This window comes from Halobacillus sp. A5, from assembly GCF_024189315.1.
Taxonomy (GTDB): domain Bacteria; phylum Bacillota; class Bacilli; order Bacillales; family Halobacillaceae; genus Halobacillus_A.
Genome location: NZ_JAIZEO010000003.1, coordinates 101,950 through 123,046, shown reverse-complemented (window position 1 = coordinate 123,046; position 21,097 = coordinate 101,950). Strand labels below are relative to the sequence as shown.

26 protein-coding genes and 1 pseudogene are annotated in these 21,097 nt (G+C 39.5%); 7 read left to right on the top strand and 20 right to left on the bottom strand.

Features of this window, described 5'->3' with window-relative positions; genetic code table 11:
• Positions 1 to 52: 52 nt before the first annotated feature.
• From LF822_RS12460 to LF822_RS12425, 8 genes and pseudogenes are all read right to left on the bottom strand, one after another.
• Entirely contained in the window at positions 53 to 613 is a 561-nt protein-coding gene (locus LF822_RS12460; RefSeq protein ID WP_253924397.1) for a GNAT family N-acetyltransferase, read from the bottom strand.
• A 1,198-nt stretch (positions 614 to 1,811) separates the two neighbouring features.
• Positions 1,812 to 3,425: an ABC transporter permease gene (locus LF822_RS12455; RefSeq protein ID WP_253924396.1), complete on the bottom strand. Its 1,614-nt coding sequence runs from the start codon at positions 3,423 to 3,425 to the stop codon at positions 1,812 to 1,814.
• 25 nt (positions 3,426 to 3,450) lie between these two features.
• The gene (locus tag LF822_RS12450; RefSeq protein WP_253924395.1) at positions 3,451 to 4,332 is read right to left on the bottom strand and encodes an ABC transporter ATP-binding protein; all 882 of its coding nucleotides are present in this window, start codon (positions 4,330 to 4,332) and stop codon (positions 3,451 to 3,453) included.
• A gap of 105 nt (positions 4,333 to 4,437) precedes the next feature.
• The gene (locus LF822_RS12445) at positions 4,438 to 4,773 is read right to left on the bottom strand and encodes a hypothetical protein (RefSeq protein ID WP_253924394.1); all 336 of its coding nucleotides are present in this window, start codon (positions 4,771 to 4,773) and stop codon (positions 4,438 to 4,440) included.
• Positions 4,774 to 4,890: 117 nt separating this feature from the next.
• A pseudogene (locus tag LF822_RS22835) lies at positions 4,891 to 5,010 on the bottom strand (TetR/AcrR family transcriptional regulator); the annotation flags it as partial.
• 377 nt (positions 5,011 to 5,387) lie between these two features.
• Positions 5,388 to 5,741: a sigma factor-like helix-turn-helix DNA-binding protein gene (locus tag LF822_RS12435; protein WP_253924393.1), complete on the bottom strand. Its 354-nt coding sequence runs from the start codon at positions 5,739 to 5,741 to the stop codon at positions 5,388 to 5,390.
• Positions 5,742 to 5,885: 144 nt separating this feature from the next.
• Positions 5,886 to 6,236: a VOC family protein gene (locus LF822_RS12430; RefSeq protein ID WP_253924392.1), complete on the bottom strand. Its 351-nt coding sequence runs from the start codon at positions 6,234 to 6,236 to the stop codon at positions 5,886 to 5,888.
• A gap of 158 nt (positions 6,237 to 6,394) precedes the next feature.
• Positions 6,395 to 6,874, bottom strand: a complete 480-nt coding sequence (locus LF822_RS12425) for a hypothetical protein (RefSeq protein WP_253924391.1) — start codon at positions 6,872 to 6,874, stop codon at positions 6,395 to 6,397.
• A 1,136-nt stretch (positions 6,875 to 8,010) separates the two neighbouring features.
• Here LF822_RS12425 and LF822_RS12420 point away from each other — a divergent pair.
• The 4 genes from LF822_RS12420 to LF822_RS12405 all read left to right on the top strand — a co-directional run bounded on the left by LF822_RS12420 (position 8,011) and on the right by LF822_RS12405 (position 11,336).
• The gene (locus LF822_RS12420; protein WP_371925920.1) at positions 8,011 to 8,190 is read left to right on the top strand and encodes a Spo0E family sporulation regulatory protein-aspartic acid phosphatase; all 180 of its coding nucleotides are present in this window, start codon (positions 8,011 to 8,013) and stop codon (positions 8,188 to 8,190) included.
• A 594-nt stretch (positions 8,191 to 8,784) separates the two neighbouring features.
• A complete protein-coding gene (locus tag LF822_RS12415; protein WP_253924389.1) occupies positions 8,785 to 8,979 on the top strand; it encodes a hypothetical protein in 195 nt (64 codons plus the stop codon).
• 203 nt (positions 8,980 to 9,182) lie between these two features.
• Complete coding sequence (locus LF822_RS12410) at positions 9,183 to 9,650, top strand: poly-gamma-glutamate hydrolase family protein (protein WP_253924388.1); 468 nt, start codon at positions 9,183 to 9,185, stop codon at positions 9,648 to 9,650.
• Between the two features lie 135 nt (positions 9,651 to 9,785).
• Positions 9,786 to 11,336, top strand: coding sequence for an alkaline phosphatase family protein (locus LF822_RS12405; protein ID WP_253924387.1), 1,551 nt, complete (start codon positions 9,786 to 9,788; stop codon positions 11,334 to 11,336).
• A gap of 95 nt (positions 11,337 to 11,431) precedes the next feature.
• On the opposite strand, the gene LF822_RS12400 is transcribed toward LF822_RS12405, so the two are convergent.
• A complete protein-coding gene (locus tag LF822_RS12400) occupies positions 11,432 to 11,812 on the bottom strand; it encodes a hypothetical protein (protein WP_253924386.1) in 381 nt (126 codons plus the stop codon).
• Positions 11,813 to 11,994: 182 nt separating this feature from the next.
• On the opposite strand from LF822_RS12400, the gene LF822_RS12395 reads away from it, so the two are divergent.
• Together LF822_RS12395 and LF822_RS12390 are read left to right on the top strand one after the other, a co-directional pair.
• Positions 11,995 to 12,204 (top strand): KTSC domain-containing protein, encoded by a 210-nt coding sequence (locus LF822_RS12395; protein WP_253924385.1) that lies wholly within the window; start codon positions 11,995 to 11,997, stop codon positions 12,202 to 12,204.
• A gap of 228 nt (positions 12,205 to 12,432) precedes the next feature.
• A complete protein-coding gene (locus LF822_RS12390; RefSeq protein ID WP_253924384.1) occupies positions 12,433 to 12,585 on the top strand; it encodes an aspartyl-phosphate phosphatase Spo0E family protein in 153 nt (50 codons plus the stop codon).
• Between the two features lie 134 nt (positions 12,586 to 12,719).
• Here the strand turns inward: LF822_RS12390 and LF822_RS12385 are convergent, their stop codons facing one another.
• A complete protein-coding gene (locus LF822_RS12385) occupies positions 12,720 to 13,547 on the bottom strand; it encodes an STAS domain-containing protein (protein WP_253924383.1) in 828 nt (275 codons plus the stop codon).
• A 317-nt stretch (positions 13,548 to 13,864) separates the two neighbouring features.
• Here LF822_RS12385 and LF822_RS12380 point away from each other — a divergent pair, with 317 nt between their 5' ends.
• Positions 13,865 to 14,479, top strand: a complete 615-nt coding sequence (locus LF822_RS12380) for a hypothetical protein (RefSeq protein ID WP_253924382.1) — start codon at positions 13,865 to 13,867, stop codon at positions 14,477 to 14,479.
• A 160-nt stretch (positions 14,480 to 14,639) separates the two neighbouring features.
• Here LF822_RS12380 and LF822_RS12375 read toward each other — a convergent pair whose 3' ends face one another.
• From LF822_RS12375 to LF822_RS12330, 10 genes are all read right to left on the bottom strand, one after another.
• A complete protein-coding gene (locus tag LF822_RS12375; protein ID WP_253924381.1) occupies positions 14,640 to 15,197 on the bottom strand; it encodes a DUF4256 domain-containing protein in 558 nt (185 codons plus the stop codon).
• A 57-nt stretch (positions 15,198 to 15,254) separates the two neighbouring features.
• Positions 15,255 to 15,785, bottom strand: a complete 531-nt coding sequence (locus tag LF822_RS12370; protein ID WP_253924380.1) for a hypothetical protein — start codon at positions 15,783 to 15,785, stop codon at positions 15,255 to 15,257.
• A 170-nt stretch (positions 15,786 to 15,955) separates the two neighbouring features.
• The gene (locus LF822_RS12365) at positions 15,956 to 16,351 is read right to left on the bottom strand and encodes a VOC family protein (RefSeq protein WP_253924379.1); all 396 of its coding nucleotides are present in this window, start codon (positions 16,349 to 16,351) and stop codon (positions 15,956 to 15,958) included.
• A 180-nt stretch (positions 16,352 to 16,531) separates the two neighbouring features.
• Positions 16,532 to 16,915: a VOC family protein gene (locus LF822_RS12360; protein ID WP_253924378.1), complete on the bottom strand. Its 384-nt coding sequence runs from the start codon at positions 16,913 to 16,915 to the stop codon at positions 16,532 to 16,534.
• Positions 16,916 to 16,987: 72 nt separating this feature from the next.
• Positions 16,988 to 17,266 carry an ArsR/SmtB family transcription factor gene (locus tag LF822_RS12355; RefSeq protein WP_253924377.1) on the bottom strand — a complete coding sequence of 93 codons (279 nt, stop codon included), beginning with the start codon at positions 17,264 to 17,266 and terminating at the stop codon, positions 16,988 to 16,990.
• A 166-nt stretch (positions 17,267 to 17,432) separates the two neighbouring features.
• Complete coding sequence (locus LF822_RS12350; RefSeq protein WP_253924376.1) at positions 17,433 to 17,990, bottom strand: dihydrofolate reductase family protein; 558 nt, start codon at positions 17,988 to 17,990, stop codon at positions 17,433 to 17,435.
• A gap of 26 nt (positions 17,991 to 18,016) precedes the next feature.
• A complete protein-coding gene (locus tag LF822_RS12345; protein WP_253924375.1) occupies positions 18,017 to 18,754 on the bottom strand; it encodes a LysE family translocator in 738 nt (245 codons plus the stop codon).
• A 205-nt stretch (positions 18,755 to 18,959) separates the two neighbouring features.
• On the bottom strand, positions 18,960 to 19,721 hold the full coding sequence (locus LF822_RS12340) for a class I SAM-dependent methyltransferase (protein ID WP_253924374.1): 762 nt from the start codon (positions 19,719 to 19,721) through the stop codon (positions 18,960 to 18,962).
• 230 nt (positions 19,722 to 19,951) lie between these two features.
• Positions 19,952 to 20,437 carry an SRPBCC family protein gene (locus tag LF822_RS12335; RefSeq protein WP_253924373.1) on the bottom strand — a complete coding sequence of 162 codons (486 nt, stop codon included), beginning with the start codon at positions 20,435 to 20,437 and terminating at the stop codon, positions 19,952 to 19,954.
• 314 nt (positions 20,438 to 20,751) lie between these two features.
• The gene (locus LF822_RS12330; RefSeq protein ID WP_253924372.1) at positions 20,752 to 21,042 is read right to left on the bottom strand and encodes an RNA polymerase alpha subunit C-terminal domain-containing protein; all 291 of its coding nucleotides are present in this window, start codon (positions 21,040 to 21,042) and stop codon (positions 20,752 to 20,754) included.
• Positions 21,043 to 21,097 lie beyond the last annotated feature (55 nt).

Below are 21,097 nucleotides of genomic sequence, written 5' to 3'. Positions count from 1 at the left end.
AGGCTTATATTTGAGTTAATAATTCCTTTTTGAATTAATTCTCTTCGATTTTCTATTGTAATGTCTCATTCTTCTGCCAATCTTCCCTTGTCAATTTCATATTTATGGAGTCGATCCATTCTCCCTCGAACTCTAATTCATTTTCATCTATACTTTCTACAACAAATCCAACCTTTTTATATACATTCTTAGCTCTTGGGTTGAAGTCATAAACACTCAAAGTTAATTGATGGAGTGCAGTATTATTAAAAACATAATCAATAATAAGCTGGGTTGCTTCCGTTCCTAACCCACGATTTCTCCCTCTTGGGCCAATAAGTATTCTAAAATTCATACTGTTCCTTTTCTCGTCATACAAATTGAGGACAACTTCTCCCACTAAGATGTCTTGAGATGGATCCACAACAGCCAGGTCTAAGCGATCCGTTTGGTCATTTCTTGTATTGTACCAATCGTAAACGGCATCCCTGTCAAAACCCGGGGTGCTTCCTGTAAGTCGAACGACTTCGGAATCGTTTAAACATTCCTCAATATAAGGAAAGTCCTCTGATTTAAAAGGTCTTAGAATAATTTTCTCTCCCACGATAAGCGGCTTTTGACCTAAATATACCATTGATATCACCCTCCATTATTCCCAAGTAACATGTCGGTTATTTTACTTCACAGAAATAGACTCTAATCATTAATAACAAAAGGAATATACCATTACAGCCCTTTTTCTTAAGAAAAAAATCGAAGTTGTTAATCTATGTATTATACTTCCTATTTATTATTCTATATTTCTGATCTTATTTTCGTAAAGCTGAAAAAACAGCTATAATAAATAATATAAAGAAAACCAGACCGACTCCTAGTAGTATATCTAACAAGCTCACACCGTTCCCCCCTATACATTCACTCTTCTTGGTCAATCATACCTCCTCTGATTGCACGACAACTTCATTTTCATCTACTGTTGCGATGCAGCCTTCCCAATCTTCCCCTCATTCAACTCTCTAGAAATACGATCGAAATTATAAAAATGCTGTTTATTCTTTTTATATCTTTATGTTCCAAATGCCCTGATATGTATGTAAACACCCTGCAAAACAAACGCTTATCTTGCTCTTCAAAAGCCTTTTTTATAAACCATCCACCCTTCTCATTCCATCATTTTCTAATTATATCAAGTTCACCATGATTCATAAATTAATAGGGTTATAAAGAAGGTTAAATTTTCGAGGCAGAGCACCTGGTTACAGATTTATTCCCGTTTATGGAAAACTTAAGTCAAGATACACTTATGATTCAACTTTTTTTATGTAATCAACTGTAGTTGAGGGAAGGGATACGTCTATGATGTACTTTACAAATCCCACAGAAGTGTTACTTTTGCAATAAGCAACATATGGAAAATGTTAATTTATATCAATAATTTTTGGAGGGGTTGGAATGTATAGTAAATTGGACAAGTCAGCTTCCTATATTATATTGCCCTTAATGATGATCATTTTCATCATTAATATTAACACTTCTCACCACAGCACTATTAATTACATCTTACTTATTCTTGGGTTGATTGTAGTCAGTATCCTAACCTCTGCAATGATGTACAAGGAGAAAAAATATAAAACAGGAATTCTTTTTTTTATTCTACTATTTGTGCTGGTAATTTGGGTTTTGTGAATTCCTGGTTATTGCAAAATTATCTTCCTCTAATCTGCTAATAAAGAAAAGCGACTATCTATTAGTAGATAATCGCTCCCTTATTTGGAAATAACAGTGTTTAGTCTTAAGAATATAAATAAATCTCCAAGATTTCCCGGCCAAGATTAAGCCCCTTCAACCAAATCCCTTCGATTATAACCAAGGTGGCCAATGACTATCATAGCGATGCTGATCACAGTTATCGTTACAAAAATTAACAGATCAAAATCCTCTAAAGGTATTCGTGGGATCCAGCTCTGGATCGCTGTATTTAACAACCATTCGGGTAAGTCTGCTATACCTCCAAAGTAGTTTAGCAAGAATGAATAGGCAAGATACACATAAACCGCCTTACTTAGTTTAGGTGCCCAGCCGAGAGCTAAAGCTGCTAAACCAGTGAAGAATAATACGGCTGGTAAAAAGTTAAAGCCTGCAGCCAGAAAATCAAGGATCCCCATCGCTGATTGATCTCCCATCGCTGTGATGGCTGTACCTCCAAGAGTGCCTGCAGCTAATAAAATTCCTGTGACGCCTGCAAACGTGGCTAATCCGATACTAGTCCAGTAGAATTGGCTGCGTGTTACTCTAGTGGCATAAAGCTGACTTAAGTGTGATCGATTTTCTTCAGCAAAAAGTTTATTGACAAGGACAATGGGTAGAATGGAAACCAAGCCAATCATAACGACCATAATCGTCCCCGTGAATGATTCTTCAATCGAGGCTTCTGAGTTCGCAAACATCTGCTGCACGATTTCATTACTCTCAAGAAAGGTCTGCATATCTCCATAAATGGAACCATAGGCGGCTCCTATCATGACAAAAGCAACCAACCAGCTAATCATCACACCTTTGTTAATCTTGATAAATAAACCGCGGACCGACAATAATGATTTCCTTGCCCTTTCTCGTCCTTCTCTTTCAGGAAGATAGCCGGCTCCCATATCGCGCGCGCCTTCAAGGGCAAAAGCGAGGACCACCATGACCAAACTGAAAATCAGAGCGAAAATAAAGGGCATCCAGTTATTTTCCGTAAAGGGATAGGTTAAATAAGTCCACCTTAAAGGGTTGATCATCGACAGATCCACATTTGATATATCTGTCCCTGCTCGAATAATGTATAGAAGTCCTATTATTCCAAGGGCTGATCCTGTGGCCCCCGAAGAAGCAGGCATAATTTGAGCCATAACGAGAGCAATCCCGGCACCGAGCATCCCGGCCATTCCGATAGAAGCCCCGAATAAAAAGGCACCTTCCACTGAAATCGTATCAACCCCGAAACTTATCATTACGCCGCTAATCAACAGTGCTAATAATACATTAATAAAAACAACTTCCATCATCGTGGCAAGAGAATTCGCCTGACGTCCGATTTGAAAGGAGCGTATGATCTCTGTCAGTCCAAGGTTCTCCTCTTTGCGTGTATGACTGACCACGTGCAAAACAGCGATGACCATGGCAAATAGACCGCAGAACAGTAACATTTCATGTGAGTACATGGCTCCTAACGTATACTCAGCCCCTGTTTCAACCGGCGTCGGACCTACCATGGCGATCATCGCAGGGTTCTGTAATGTTTCGTACATTCCACTCAAGCCCTGGCCTTTTGCGATTTCTTCAAAAGCCGGGACATAGGCAGCTGAGAATAAGCCGAGTCCTACAATCCAAATCATCATTTTTTTCCAATCCCGTTTAAGGTAGAGGAGGAACAGGATATTCCACCCCGCAAATTTTTCCTTCATCGTCGTTCATCCCCCTTTCAGACTGTCAGCCTTCATAATGACGCATGAACAAATCTTCAAGAGTCGGCGGCACAGATTCAAATTTCTTAACCCCTAGTTTACTCGCTTCTCTTAATATATCATCCAGGTGTTTATGATCCGCAGAGAATGTCGCTTGATGATCTTTTTGTTCGAAATCAAAAACTCCATTGACTGCGGCCATTTCGGCTACATCACCTTCTGTGGCTAAAGTTACGGTCGAACGAGTCAAATGGCGTAATTCATCAAGGCTGCCGGTTTCCACAATTTCACCCTGGCGAATGATGACAACCCTGTCGGCCAGGCGCTCTACTTCACTTAAGATATGAGAAGATAACAGGATGGATTTGCCTGCTTCTTTGATTTTTTCAACCTCTTCCTGGAAAATGGCCTCCATCAAAGGATCAAGCCCGGAGGTTGGTTCATCGAAAATATATAAATCAGAATCAGCAGCTAAGGCTGCAATTAAACCAACCTTTTGACGATTCCCTTTTGAATACCCCTTGGCTTTTTTCTTAGGATCCAGCTCAAAACGTTTGATTAAATAGTCGCGTTTCTGCTGATCTCCCCTGCCATGCAGTTTCAGGAACAAATCAATAATCTCACCGCCGCTCAGGTTCCCCCACAGGGTGACATCTCCTGGAACATATGAAATGCGTTTATGAATTTCAAGACTGTCTTTCCAAACGTCCTTGCCGAATATTTCCGCCATACCGGCATCTCGTTTAATAATTCCCAGTAAGATGCGGATCGCAGTAGATTTTCCCGCCCCATTGGGACCAATAAAACCGACAACTTCTCCAGCATTTACCGTGAATGTCACGTCACGTAACGCCTGAAACTTACCGAACGTTTTTTGCAGTCCCTGGATATTCACAATTTCCGGCATAACACGAACACTCCTTTTTAACTTCTGATATCTTTCTAAAGTGCTTTTCACATTTAAAATTCTGGAGAAATATAACTCCTCCAACACCTAAGTGTCCATACACCATTATTTATAAAAGCTCAACTTCAGGATTTCAGCATAACTCTGCCAATCTTTAAGATATTGTTCTCCAAACTCAATCATATTTTCAAAGGTATTGATTTGCTGGATGGCTTTATCTCCAAACCCAAACATCGTCCAATTGAGAATTTCTATCGCCTTATCGACATCAATCTCGTCACGGAACTTGGAGTAATCAATATCTTGATAGATGAGCTTTCTCCCCCGATCATAGATGGCATCAACTTTGTCTTTAATAATATCTTTTACTTCAGGTGATTCCTCCTGGATCGAAGTCGTCAGAAAATCAAATACATGAGGAAATTTTTTATGAATATACAATTTCTGTATGCCAATATTTTCGAGTCTCTTAAATAGATCCGTTTCATTTAGATCAATTTGTTCATAAAGCTGGTCGATAATTTGTACACTGTAATCAATTAAATATACGTAAAGATCCTTCTTGCTATTAAAATAATTAAATAATGAACCTTTAGATATTTGAGCCTCTTTTACAATTTCGTTAGTTGATGCTTTATCAAATCCACTTTGAACAAATTCTTTTATGGCTGCGTTAATAATCAGTTCTTTTTTTTCACCTTTTAATTTATGGAAATTGGAATTAATGACTGTAATCTCCTTCCGGTGATGGTTTGACCAATCTGGTCATTTTAATAATAGCACCAATGACCATATTGGTCAATAAGCTGGATAGGAAGTCAGCCGGCTTTTAAATGAAACTACTTAAAATAACCTTACAAAAGAAATCTCACGTAAATAAAAGAATCCATTTTCAAAAAGAAAATGGATTTTTACTATGCTTCAATAAATAATTTTTGTTTACAAAAGTGGTCATTCTTCTTCGGCTGCTTAAGCTTGTATTAGAGGGATTATTAGAGTCATCATAGTTTCGTGTTTTTATCCTTTGGAATTGATGTTTTTCTTGTTCTAAATAACTAACATGTTTCAAATCTTCTATTTAATTCCCTTAAGATCTTTACGTTTGCCCGGTATCGAATCTGTCTTACACGCTCTCGGGTTACATTAATTTCTTTTGCTATGTTAATCATTACCTCTATTTCTGAATCAACTCCATATATCTTATTTAGTACAAGCTTTTCCCTTTCTGAAAGAACATATTGCATAGTCTTGTACACTTTAATAAACCTCATATATTCCTCAGAGTTACAATCCTTAAGTAAATTATAAAACGGAGAGCGCTTAGATTTTTGGGGATTTTTTATACCAAGTCCTATCATATTTCTATAAAAAGCGGCATCATTTTTTGTAATCATGGACAAGGCAGCCATTCTGATATACACCTCTTTGATAACTAATTTATTGTTCACGTTTCGTGACTTTAAATTAAAGACTCTTACTGCTTCGTTAGTTGAAGCCTTTCATCTACGTAGAGAAAAAGGAACAAACCGTTGTTTCTGAGCTGCTCCTTTCCTTTATAAATGAGTTAAAATATTGATGAGTTTCCCGAACGGATCCCTAACGTAAAAACGCCGAACCCCCCAAGGTTCATTAGCCGGTCCATACTCAATTGGAACGCCGCCATTTTTTATACGAGTGAGCACATCGTCGAGATCATCAACCTCAATTGACAAATCAGGTACTGGCGTGCCGGATCCGCCTTCTGATAAGAAACTGATTTGAGTGGCCATTTTCTCATTGGAACCGTAAGTTGTAATAAATCCAAGATCCATCAATTGATCGAGTCCCAGTATTTCCCCGTAGAAGTGTTCTGCTTTGGAAATGTCCTGCGTCTCAATATTGGCAACAATTCGTTTGACCTTCATTTATAGACCTCCCAAGCAAGATATTTTGAAGTATTCACTATGTAGAATAACTTCCGGATAATTACTCCAGAAACCTGCCAACATTCAGCAAAAAGAGGCGTACTCATATTTAGATTACTGCCCCCTTTTTCGAAGCATTTACCATCATTCTGAATTTTTCACTCAAAGCCTTTTGCAATGCTGGTAAGTGCATCTGCTCCTAGAAGCTTATCTTCTCCATCAGTAGTGTGCTGGATCATGTAAGTTGTATTCTCTTCTTCCCAGGTAAGTGATGAACTATTTTGAGATTTTTTATAATAACCGGTTATTTCGTTATCCAGGTTTACCTCTTCACTACCTCTTTCGGGGCTGCCTAAAGATGCGTGCATTATTGATATATTTAATCCTTCAGTTTCATCTTTCCCCTTAACCATATTGATCGAAAGTCTTTCCTCACTCATAATAATAGCTTCACTTTGTACACTTTCGGGCTCGAAAGGTAAAGATGTGGGAAGCTGAGGCTTAAAAGACAATTCTTCTAAGTCTTCGGATATATCTTCTTCTTCAAAAGTTCCACTTAAGTCAGAATTTTGATTGCAGCCTAGAGCGCTTAGAACTAATAAAGTTAAAAGTACAATACTTTTAAAAATTCTTAACATACCAGCCCTCCTCGTCTTTTACTCCATTTCTTCCTTATCCCTATTACGTTTATGTTCGAACTTAGTTTCAAAGTATTTGATTGTTAATGGTGTTCTCTGTAGAAGTTACCGGTGGTCTCCCACTCGCTGTTACGCTGACAGGGGCAGCAAGCCGGAGTGTCCATCAATTAAAACAAGTCCTGCTAACATTCATTTAAAGTGCTGATTTGAAAGACCAGTATACCTAGTAAAATGCAGCCCGCAGCCAAACCAAATATGATAACGTCTTAACGCTGTTAGATAGCGCCCTAACTAAAAAGATAGCGACTTAACTCAGTTAGATAACGCCCTAACCAAAAAGATAGCGACTTAACATGGACCATCAGGATGAAGTGTGGTGATCAAAAAGTATTGTTCCCCTACTAAAGAATATAAACCACTCGTAACTTCATCTTTACTAAAGGACGATTGAAAATCCCATCATTTGAATCATGAGTGATCCACCCAAGTTCTGACTGACAAGCAGAAAAAGCCTCTCCGAGTCAGGAGAGGCTTTCCTCTTTTTTGCACAAGGCTATTTGGAAGTTTTATAGTGTTTTACTGTATTATTAGTCCGGCAAACAATTAAAGGCAATGTTTAATGAAATATAAAGCAGCTAAGAAAAGATGCCTCTCTCTTAGTTATATGAGAAAGAATATGTACTCCAAAAACTTAAAAATTCTAGTACTCATTCAAAGATCATAGTAATTAGACACGAAGAATCCTTCTCTGTAAAAGATAAGTTTTTTTATCTTCTAAAAAGTCGGTAACGATTACAATTAGGATTAGCTGATATGCCTGTAGGGTACTACCATAATGGGAATAGTATATGCGAAAAAGAGTGGGGCTGAAACTAAATTGATCTATCTTCTTGTAAATTTAAAGTTCCCTGTCAGATAAAGCTATTCAGCATTTAACCTTATTAAAGATATAAAGAAAAGTCTCTGTTGAATATTAAGGTTGCCGGGCTGATTGAGGTTAAAACTGGATTTGCAGCGTCTGAGGATGTAGACAACTTACCAGAGGATAACTATAGTTTAGTCTACTTGGCAATAGTGTTTTAAACAATGCACTTCTCCACTTGTATTACACAGAAGCACTTTAGTGGAGAGGGAGTATAACGCTGTCAGATATCAATGATTTAAAAGAAAAAGTAGAGTTAGTAAGAAAGAAAATGTATAAAGTGTATGAAAATAACCCGAATGACCCGCAACTTTTTGCTATTTCCCAATCGTTGGATAAGCTTTTAAATGAGTTGGAACGTACTATGCAAAACGAGAAAAAACCTAAGAAATAACCACTTTCCCCGAAGTTTTTTCCTTTATTTGTAATTACAATAGTAACTTGAAGATGTGAAAAGTTTCCATCATCCTGCTCATAGTTCATTCGTAATACGGTGATTTTTATACAGCAGTCCAATACTTTACTCAAAAGTATTGGGCTTTTTCTTTTGAAATTTCAGCTTGTACTTATAAGCGGCCACTGTCTTAAATCTGGTAGAACCCTTCCCCTTCTAGTTATTAAAATGATTACAAAGGCACGATAAATTTCATTTTCTCTAACAGCTTACTATGTCCATAAACTATTGTTATCCTTAAAAGTTCCTCTAAATAAACCAATTTGAACCATTTGAAAACCCTTCCTTTGCACTTATCAAGAGTGTTTTCAGTAAAAGTAATGTAGACTATCGATATGCTGAGGAAGGTTTGAGACCTTTGGCTTGTAAATACGGCTTTTCCTCCCATTCCACATACACAATCCTACGCTCAATCCATCAAACTTTTTTTACTAAGAATTTTCAATAATACGAATAGCTGCAGTATTGGAATATTGTCTATTATAATGAACAAATTCAGTGTTTTAAAATGTCTTTATTAAAGAAGGGATATTTTTGAGAAAAAATCATTTAGATCACCGAGAACGAGTGTGCGCGATATGTAAAAAGAAGAAAACGGTTCATCATTTCATAGGGAGAGGGCAGGATTATTTAAATTGTCAGTCCTGCCGCGCATTCAAGAAAAAGAAACGGGATAAAGCCAGGGAACAGTTTTTAAAAGAAGGAAGAATTCACGTGGACCGCTTATGAGGCGTCCCAGCTTTTCCTCAGAAAGGGGTTGTCATAATGAAACTAATAATAATGGTAATGGCTTTAATTGTGGCGGCCATATGGTTTCAAAATGATTGAAGCAGTGATCATATCAACTCGACAGAAGATGACTGCTCGGGAGACCGCTTCTGCTCTTATGAAGAATTGAAAGAAGAATATGAAGAAGGAAAGGATTATGAAATGTGGCTGGGTTCTCTTATCCTTTTTACGCATTCAAAGGAAGGTTGAGCTCCGATAATTTCAGCAACTTACATATTACGTCCACTCATTTCGATGAGCCGCAGGCCCTCGAGATGGTCGCCCGCGCCGATCATCACATTGCCTTTCACGGGGCGGACGGCAAGGAGCCGGAGACGATGATCGGCGGGTTGAACGTAGAGTTGAGGGACATGGTGAGGCGGCACTTAGAGGATAATGGGTTTACCGTCGCAGATCCTCCTGAACACATTGACGGTGACCATCCCGACAACTATGTCAACCGAACGAAGAATGAGCAAGGTGTGCAACTCGAGATTACGAGAGCGCAGAGAGAAGCTTTTTTTAAAAACGGTGACATCACCTACTCCTCCCGCACCGACTCGTCCAATGAAACAGAAGAGTTCAAAGCATATGTAAAAGCCATCCAGGCAGCGATAAAAGAATATGAATAAGCAACCGTCCTTCGTATAATTACAAATAAACAGGAAAAAATAATCGTGTTGGCTCGTCTCGCCAAAAAATTCATTCTGCCAGGGTTCTTGACCTGGCTGTTTTACTTTAAAGCAGTTAAAGGAGTCAGAGATTTCATGGAATTTTTTCTGTTGATTTTACTTGCGATCGTTTTATTTTCTGTTTATTGGTATATAAGACATAAGCGCAGTACTTCCCCACCCTCTTCACATCCGAACTCTGGCCAGGTGATCGTAATGGTTGTCGACTCTTTGATGGATCAACCATTACGAAAGGCAGTAAAAGAAGATCATGTACCCGCATTAAAATTTTTCATGGATAAGGGCCATTATTTTCCTGAGGTGGTCAGTGCGTATCCAACGATGTCCATGACGATCGATACTACTTTATTAACAGGTACCTACCCGGATGAGCACAGCATTCCCGGGCTGGTCTGGTATGATGAAAAAAATCACCACCTGATCAGCTACGGAAGCGCACGCAAAGAGATTATGATGCTGGGAGTCAGGAACGTATTAGAGAGTGCAATATATGATTTAAATAACAAGCACATCAGCTCAAAGGTCTCAACCATCCACGAAGATCTGTCGCAAATGAACCACAAATCTGCCTCCATCAATGCACTCGTTTACAGGGGGAGCGAAACAAAGCAGCTTAGGAGTCCTAAATACATCACTCTCTTTAATTTCCTGCCGCCTGTGATAAAAACAAAAGGAACTTCATTTTTTTCTTACGGAGCATTAGCCAGGATGAACCCATACAACCGCTACAAGCATGTTTGGCAGTTTTCCGGGTTTAACGATAAATTTAGTGTGGCTGAACTCCTCTATTTAATAAAAAACAATACTCTGCCCAAGTTTACAATTGCTTATTTACCAAGCAATGACAAAAAGGTTCACAAAAAAGGACCGATGACTACAGCAGGAATAAAGAAATTCGATCTTGAGCTGCAAAAAGTTCTAAATGCGTACCAATCATGGGATGAAGCCTTACAAAATAACACGTGGGTAATAATGGGAGACAGCGGGCAGGCGCCAATAGGAAAACAGAAGGACAACCTAATACACTTGCCTTCTCTATTGAGCACTTATAAAATACCTAAATTGTCCACATATGTGGAAACTGATGCTCAAATTGTTCTTGCGCTGAATGAACGCATGGCATATGTCTACGTGCTGGATAAGAATATCCAGTTAAGCTCCGTAGCTGATCAGCTTAAGACGGATGAACGAATTGGGTTTGCCGCCTGGCGTGATGGTGAAGACATTAAAGCAGTCTGCAGCGAAAGAGAAGAGAGCTTAACTTTTCGTAGAGGGGGAAAATACAAGGATAAGTATGGTCAAGCCTGGGATTGGCATGGGGTGCCTGAAGTCTTAGATGTGACCGTTGAAGACAAACATATTGAGTTTGGAAAGTACCCGGATGCTTTCGCACGATTAACGGGATCGCTTTATTCCCATAAAGGTCGTTTTATAATTGTAGATGCAAACCCCGGATTTGAGTTCGCCGTAGAAGGAAGTCCCACGCATAAAGGCGGCGCCTCTCACGGATCCCTGCATGAACAAGATTCACTGATCCCCATGATCGTAACCGGAACAGATTCGCTTCCTGAATCTATGAGGATAGTGGACTTAAAAAAATGGTTTATGCAATTACTTAACGAGTAAGAGGAACTTCCGTTTGGAGTCCATTTGTCTGTAATCATATAAATAAGGAGCTGCCATGAGATGGAGCTCCTTTTTCATCGGCATCAAAGTCACCTTTAATAATAGGGATACGGATAATATGGCTGAGGGTAATAAGGATAGTAAGGATACGGGTAGGGAGCCGCATAAGGTAACAGCGCCAGACCCGCTAAAGAGGCAAACGGAAAAGCTCGGCGCCGAAACCGTCGAAACCTTCTTCTCGGCCGTCCATATCCATCATAAAATTGACGGCTGTCTCCTTCTTCCTCACCTTCCTGCTCCATCACATCTTCACCAACTAATACGCGGACTCGATCCGCATCCACTTCCTCTATAATCCCATCCAGCGTACGGCCATCTTTCATAGCAAGAGTTACATGATAATACTTGTATTTTTTACATTGATCCTGCAAATTCCTGGTGGCTTCCATTGAATCTCCATAGTTCTCTTCATTCATTTCCCACTCACTCCTTTCAAATAAAATGGTATTCATTTAAAAGGAGAAAATTACAGTAATTTTATGACCCAGGCATTCTTGAGCACGGCAAACCAAATACGATGTTCTAACCTCCAAATCTCCTGCATATTGTCAGAAGTGAAGTGTAATTTTCCACGTTTAGGAATAGGAGGTGCCTAGTCATGAATATGATTCCTGTGAAATCGTCTCATTTAAAAGCCGTGGCTTATAATCCCGAGACATGCAAACTAGTGATTCGATTTAAGAATAGCCTGTATGAGTATTCAGGTGTGCCTGACTTCGTTTATGAAGAGCTTCTCTCAGCGGAGTCTATCGATCGCTACCATCATTACTCCATTCAATATTCATACCCCTCTAAACAAATTGAGTAAAGGATAATACTACGGTTACTGTAGAAGTAATCGTAGTTTTTTTACATTAAGCCTGACAGATACATATCACCCATAATATCGTCTTACTTATTAAAAATTCTCACGATGCTGTGATGAATATATTTTAAAATTAGACGTATATACCTAACTTTCAACAATATTCTGGTTTATCCCTCCGATTTAAGTTATGCTATTGTAAACGCCTACATACGTTAAGGTGGTGCAGGATTGAAGGAAGAAGAAACATTAGAACAGCAAATTGAGAAGCTTCGAGAGAAAATGTATAACGCTTACTGTGATAATAAGGAATACAAGGAAATCTTAAGGATTTCGCAGGAATTAGACAAGCTTTTAAATAAGCTTATACACAAGTCTAAATAGATCCGATAACTCCAGACCCAGGCTGATCTCAAATGCTCTTCATTAAAAACGCTGAACTCTTTAATACATAAGAGCTTCAGCGTTTTTTCATCCTGGCGAACGGGTTTCTTCATTATAATGACAAAGCGCTCCAGCTACTCTCCTAAATGAGGCGAGATTTTATTAATGGATTGATGGAGGCTGCTGAAGGTTTCGATGTGCTTCATGTCGATCCCAAGACTGACCATAGACTGCACGATGTCCGGGCGGATTCCACTTAAAATCGCATGGATGCCAGTCAGCTTCAAAGCCTCAATCACTTTAAAGATTTGATGAGCTACCATTGTATCAATAATACTAACGCCTGATAACTCGATAATAATCGTATTCAGTTCAAATTCATTTCCTTTACTCAAGCTGTTATCCATGAGGACTTGAGCGCGTTTTGTATCAATCTCGCCTACAATAGGAATGATGCCGATCCCTTCCGTTACACGTACGAGCGGCACAGAAAGCTCGTCTACAGCAAACTGAGCATTTAGAATAGTATCCTTGAAATCCTCCATGTACGATTGACTGACTAATTTCACGGCGTAATCGACTACATTACTGAATTTGGTTATGATCATATAAAATTCGTCCAGGGAGAACTCCTGCTTCTTACACTCTTCCTTAATCAGTTCTCCTATACTCTCCCTGTAAAAACTGATTTCTTCTAAAGCAATATCTAACGGAAGCATCAAAGAAGCCAGCTTGCCCGATACTTCCTGCCCCCATTTCTCGAGCGCTTGAATCGAATCCTCTTCAACCTGAATGATCGATTGAGCATAAACCTCAATCAGACGAAGACGCCACGGGACCAGCTCATTCAACAGCTGATTTTTTTCATTACTTTCAAGAGGATTGGATTCGGCTAACTCTTCTTTTTGTTGAAGAATTGAAGCTGTGATCGGCTTCAAATGATCTATTGTTGTCATAACCATAATAAATTCTCCTATACCTTCGAAAATTAACTTCATTGTACCCTAGATTGAGGCCTATGTCAGCGAATTTTCCACTTTACAAATGTTAACAAGTCCTGCACATCCCTTTTGAAAATGCACACCCCTCCCTCAGGTTCATCACCTCTCCCGCCCCGCATCCAGCGACTTCTTTTATCAAAAAAGAAAGACTTCCCCTGAAAAACGCTTTCACTTGTTTATCAAAATGATAGTTGGGTATTAACTATACAACGATGCAGCTGCTGCAATTATGAATAAACTTACAACTAACGAAGACGTTACTAGAAAGGAAGGATAGTATGCCTAGTCCACAAACTATTGTTAATCGTCTCACCCACTTAACTGCGGAAGCTTATCATGAGCAAATCGACTCGAAGAACATCCAGAAGCTGCGTCACGATTACGAATGTGCTGTATGGCAAGCCGTCCAGATGTACAGAGAAGTTAATGAAGAAATCAGACCCGAAGTTATCCGTTACAACGAACTCGTATTGAAAATAAAAATGAGCCTCGGGGAAGAAAGCTGCGACACCGTACAGCAGATCCTGAAGCTAGAAGAGAATATAAGAGCCAGCCGCGAGACCCCTGAACAAGAACGCGAGCTGACCAGTTCCACTGAAATCGTCGATCGACTTGTATACTTAACAGCCGAAGCCTACGGCGATCACTCAGATTCCAAAGCTCTGCAGAAGCTGCGTTACGATTATGAATGTGCCTTAGAAGACGCCGTTCAAGTGTACAAGAAATCCTACAATAAAATGTATGAAGAATCGAAGGCTTACAATAAATTCATCAATAAAGTGAAGACCCTTTTCGGTCAAAAAAACTGCGGCCACGTGCAACGGATCCTGACGTGGAATGAAGATTTAAATGAAGGAGTCAGTATCCGCAGAAGTCATGGCTACGTGAAATAAAGAAATCCCCCGGATCAAGGTGCGAACACGTTGATCCAGGGGACTTTTGGCTTCGATGGCCGGGGCGGGGTTTATGAGCGTTTTTGAAAATTTATGGGCGGATTTCTAGTTTTATGGGCGAATGTTTGAAATTATGGGCGAAAACCCGCTAACGAACAATTCAGACCCTCAGCGAGCCGCGGAAACCCCTCGCCGCATAATAGGATTCCGCTCCATTGTGGTACGTAAAGACAGTATCATAGCGGCGGTCACAAAAGATAGCCCCGCCACGCTTTCTAATCGCCTCAGGCGTCTGTACCCAGCTCGAAGTTTTTCGATCAAATTCTCCAAGCTTCTGCAGCTCCCGGTACTGCTCTTCCGTTAATAGTTCAACCCCCATGGCCTCTGCCATATCACAGGCGTTATTTTCGGGTTTGTGTTTTTTCCTTGATTCGAGCGCTTCATGGTCATAACAGACACTTCTGCGACCTTTAGGACTTTCCGCTGAACAATCATAAAATATGTATTCATTTGTTTCTGAATCAAAAGCAGCCACATCGGGTTCACCGCCCGTTTCTTCCATTTCATTAAGCGACCATAGTTTAACAGCCTGATCCTCGACCTTAGCTTGTACTTCTGCCCACTTAAGCTCTTTATGGCGGTCTATATTTTTCTCAAAACGGTCTTTTAACGTGTTGAGTAGTTGTTCTCGTTGTTCTAAAGTCAGCTCTTTTGTCATTTTAACGTCTCCCTTTGTTTAAATAATTAGTAAAAACCAACCATTTTACGAACCGAATTAATAAGTAACCTTTCTATCATCCTTCCAATCTCTTTTCAGTTTTCCATGCATCTTGTGTGCACTTTCAATGAAAAACCAGTTTATAGAATGTGCAGTCTTTGGCATAATTTTATTGTGTCGAGCTCTGATCTCCTCATGTTTCGTATAATGAGGATAAATCACTGTCTCTTTCATTATGTACAGCGGAGGCCCTTTAATTAACCTAATATCCTCGATCTCGTTCCAGTAAATTTTGTTCCCTTTTAGATCAATGACAACGCCCTCTTCATCCCAGTATATACCTTTACCTTGTATTCTTTTTCTCCATAAATAAAATCCATATCCTAAAAACAATGGAGTGAAAATTAACCATAGTACTACGAAGTACAATTGTTCCGATAAACTAACCCCTTTATTTGTGAACAAAGGAATTGCGAAATAAAGTAGTAATCCACCCATAAACATTAACATCAATATAGAATACCAGGGGGTGTGATATTTCTTTGTAAGATTACCAGTTTGCTTGTAACCGCTGACTGAATGCTTCATATGTTATATCACCTTAAGTAAATTATGTTAGTTAATTTCTTAGTTGTAAAACTTCGTGAAATTTGATGATTGAGTCTACCATCATCCTTCAAAAAGAAACAAGCCGATCACCTGGATGACCGCCTTGTTCAACTTTCCCTTCATCATAAGCAGTTTAGACTTTAAACATGCTACTTCGCGTTTTCATCTGGCTGGTGAATACCAAAAATATTCCCTTCAGTATCAATAAAGTATCCCTGCCAGGCCATCCCGGGCAGAGCATATTTCGGCATAGCGACCTTGCCGCCGTTATTCATAATTTTAGATTCAACCGAGTCAAAGTCCTCCACACCCATGGTACAGGTGAAGCCATTTACAGGCTGGTTCATTTCTGGAGGGGCACTTTGCCGCTGCATTAAGGCTCCGTTAATGCCCGGTTCTTTTTCGTCACCCGTCACAGCACCTAAATACGGCATGCCGGCATACTCGCTCCAATCCTCAAATGTCCATCCAAACACTTCTCCGTAAAACGCCCTGGCACGGTCCATGTCATCCACATGAATTTCAAAATGAACTAATCTCCCCATAATAACCTCCTGCTTTCCAATTTTAGACTTTACTCATCAATATATATATTCTACCAACAGTCTAATACTCCTTCTTTATTTTTGTTAAACCTCACTCAGTGACTTTATAAAAAATACAACCCCATCCTAAATACAGGACAGGGTTAACTTAAAGGGGCAGTCGCTGTGCACGTCACGAAGTTACTGCTGCATAATTTGAATAAGATTTCCGCATGTATCGTCGAAAACAGCTATAGTGAGTTCACCCATTTTTTCCGGTTCCATCGTAAACTTCACGCCTCTATCCTTTAATCGATTGTACTCGGCGTGAATATCCGCAACCCCAAACATGGTTACAGGAATGCCTTCAGCAAACAACTTCTTTTGATACTCTTTAGCGGCTGGATGGTTATTGGGTTCTAGTAAAAGCTCAGTACCGTCCTGATCCTCGGGTGAAACAAGCGTGATCCACCTGAATTCCCCTGTAGGTACGTCATGCTTTTTTTCAAATCCTAGTGTTTCTGAATAAAATTCCAGTGCCTTATCTTGATCTTCTACAAATATACTGGTCACAATGATTTTCATATTGTTGTGCCTCCCTTATTATTTGCCTGGTGCTTTGCGGCCCTCTGCTTAGAAGGTCCTCTTTCTATAAAATTACTCCACCCATCCTTTCAGCAAGTCTTTAAGTGGTTCGTTGTTAAAGGTAAGTATTCTGTATTTTCCCTTTCGTCTGGATACGACGAGCCCTGCATCTTCCAATATAGTGAGATGTTTAGCGATTCCCTGCCGTGAAATAGAAAGGTCATGCTTCATAATGAGCCGTGCCGTAAGTTCATACAACGTCTGCTCGCTGCGTTCGGAAAGTTCGTCTAAGATCAGACGTCGAGTTGAGTCGCCAAGTGCTTTGAATATAGCGTCTTTATCCTTGTTCATATTTTAAGTTTAAGCAACTAAATGGTTGCCGTCAATAACAAGAAACTATTTAGTTGCTTATAATATACATAGAATTTCAAAAAAAGAGGCGGCTATTCTTATTGAATACTCGCCGAAGAATTGAAAACTTTCGGTGTTTCTATACTTTCTTAAGAGCTCATTCTCTCTATTTCACCACACGAAAGTGCATACTAGTTCTTTCCCCGATCTCCTTTACCTTCACTTTTTCCAATTCAATCGGAGATTCGCCTATGTGGTCAAATAACTTAAGACCTCCACACAGAAGCACCGGCATGATATCGATCTCCAATTCATCTGCGAGCCCTGCTTTGATGCACTGCTGAATGGTGCTCGCGCCGCCTATGACTGTGACATCTTTATCTCCGGCAGCTTCTCTTGCCTGAGCAATAGCCGTTTCAACACCCTGAGTGACGAAGGTAAAGGTCAGCTGATCCGACTCTTTCGGGTGTTTTTGAGGTTGATTCCCGCAAAGCACAAAAATTGGCACTTGATACTCGTAATTTCCCGCATACAAATCCGGATCATCTGCTATATCATAAGCGTTTCTTCCCATGACCACAGCTCCGGTATTTCGGATGGATTCTTGAAGAACTTCGCTTTCCCGAAGCTCCTCTAAATCCTGATACAGCCGACTTACACTACCTTTCCTGTCGTTGATGTACCCGTCTAGTGACATCGTCATTCCTAAAATAACCTTTGCCATAAAATCTCTCCTTTCAAAAAAATTATTTATCTTTTGTCCGTAGACAGCCAGGCGGCTAAAGCAATCATTACTCCGCCCGTCAGACGGTCCAAATTCCTTTTGACCCTTCCGCTCAGCCCAATGCTTTTAAGCTCTCCTCCCACTGTGGCATATACCGTCGCACAAATGAATTCAATCAATATATAGACAGCGCCTGCAATCAGGATTTGACCTCCAGCATCACCCATGTCAGGAGAGATAAATTGAGGAAGAAAAACAGTAAACAACAATAAGGCTTTAGGGTTAGCTGCTGCCACCATAAACTCCTGCTTCGCATAATACCAGGCATTCAAGGGACCCCTTGTGGATTCATTCCCCTCTACCTGTTCATCATCATACTCGTTCCTACTCGTTAAGATTGTCTTCACCCCAAGCCAGCCTAAATAAATAACGCCAACCCATTTAATAATGGTAAAGACAATGGTGGATGTATGAAGAATAGTATGTAGCCCGAAAGAAACAGCCATCACCATTAAGGCAAAAGCAGTAAACCTTCCTGTGACCGCTATGATTGCTGTTTTTGCCCCTTTTCTCAGTCCGTTTCTCAGAGAAAGGATCTGATTGGCGCCTGGTATGGACGCCATTATAAATGCAGCGGGTATAAGAGCTGCCCATTGAATCCCGACGAAAAGGTTGTTAACTTTGGTGTTTACCAGGTTTAAGGTAATTACAGATAATGTAAACATTAATAGGAAAAGTGATAAATAGATAGATTTCTTTTTCATAGACACTCCTCCTCTTCTTTAAAAGATAACTAAAAATAAAGCCCCATACATAATTACTTAGTCAGGTGTATCATTACTCTGTTGTTTTTACTTTTTAGAAATAAACAAATGAACGCCTTACAGTTAGATCGCAAAATATATCAGACCTGATTAAATGCAGAACTTCCCTGACCATAAAACGCCCTGTTTTTTATTAAATTAAAATTCACTCTTTTATTTTCACGGCTTCAAAAGTTACTATTTGATCCGGAGAGGTCGGATATTCACCAAGGTTATAGTTTGAAGAGATTTCAATATTCTGGAACCCCACATCTCCAAGAATCATTTTAAATTCTTCAATGCCGTACCAGCGAAGCGGAAAACGTTCCAGTTCAGTTTCTATAAGTTTACCATTCCTCCATCTCTCATAACGCCCATGAGAAATCGTATACTGGCGAACGTAATCTACGTCAACTTTTTTATCTTCCAACGTGATCACATCTCCATTCGCACACTCCCAAGACCTTGTAGAAACTTCCCCCACAGGCGCTTCCGTTTGTAAAAATATATCGAGAATGAGCTTTCCTCCGTTACGTAGATGCTTATAAAAGTTCTTCAATGCTTGGATGGAGGTATCTCTTTCGTGCAGCAACAAAAAAGTTCCTGTCGGGATAATAATCGCTTCATATTCCGTCTCCAATGAAAAAGATTCCATTTGGGCATGGAAAAGATTAGGAGTCAGACTTCTTTTTTCGCAATTTTCCCGGCATATTTCCAACATATCTGACGAACTATCAAAACCATCAACATCCATTCCCTCTTCCAAAAGTGGAATAAGAATACGTCCAGTTCCTGTTGCAGGCTCAAGAATAGTTCCATGAACAGAACTTAATCGATCGATGTAAAATTTCACATCCCCGAATGAATGACCCACTGGTTTATCCATATCATATACCTCAGATGATAAACTGCTGTAATATCCTAACAAATCCCCACCCCTTATCAATTGGCTAGACACCCTAAGTGTTATTAATGATATGTCTCAATCCATGAAGACTTACTAAAAATATCTGCGGCAGCATTTGCAGCTCTGAACACAGGCTACCGTCATCAAAAAAGTAATCCCCCCTTGATCTGTCGTCTCGCGGCGGATTACTTTTACCCGATGTACTTTACAAGTTCATCCATTCATAAATATCAAAATTATGCTTATGTCGATTACTTCGACAAATAATCTTCTAATTGCTGGAAGGTGCCTGAAAATCCTTCATAAACCATGGTTTGTGATTCTCCAAATATTTTAATCTCCTCTTCGGCTGCTGATACAGGAGTCACGACATCTGTAATCGTTGTTTTTCCTTCGTCCTCGATAAACGTTAGGGTATTCAGGGTTTCTAAAGGCCATTTTTCATTAAAGGGGGCACGGATAATGTTACCTTCCTCATCAGAAAAGATACTGGTATACACAATTTTCTCTGGTACAATAATTTCATTGTATACAAACTTAACCCACATTGCATCGCCGTCATCTGGTTTCTGGCTGTAATGAAAAACACCACCCGTACGGAAATCTGATTTAGAAACGTTAAACGCCCATCCTTTTGGCCCCCACCAGTTCTGCAAATGTTCTGAGTCGGTGAATGCTTTAAATACCTCTCCACGTGGAGCATTGAAACTATGAGTGATTTTGACTTGAGTTGTCATTTTGTTTCCTCCCAACTTTTTGTCTTCACTTTCTTTTAACCTTAAAGGAAAATTTATCTTTAAAGGAAAAACTCCTGTCAAATCTATCCTCCTCCTCATACTCCAAAATATATATCCCTTTCTTTAGAAAGCAGTCTGCAGATTAAGAGTTATATTGGCTATTTTTAGTGTTAACTATAGCCAATTCTATAGATGAACCTAAGAATATTTATTATGTATTATAGTGTATCCATTAGTCACAGCTGGGGTATTATTTCATTTATCAACTTTTGGGAAATAGAAAAGACAGCAAATAAACGATTAAAGCCGTTTATTTATTCTTTAAATGATAACCCTTCTTCTTCTAATAATTTTCTCATAGTAGGTAAGGAAGACGGTCCAATCCCGTGAATTTGCAGAATTTCTTTTTCAGTGAACGTTGATAGTTGTTTCAAAGTATCAATCTCTTTGTGAATCAACGCATTTCTTGCAGGTGAACTAAGATTCGAAAGGAAGCTGTTTTTAGGCTTATTTTCTTTATCACACGCAGGACAACTTGGACACTCACTACTTTTGTAATACTTATGTCCCTTTTCACAAACCCTTAAACTTTTTTCTGCTGTCAAAGGAATCCCTCCAAGTAAATTTATTAACCATTAGGTCATCATTATTTAATTTTCA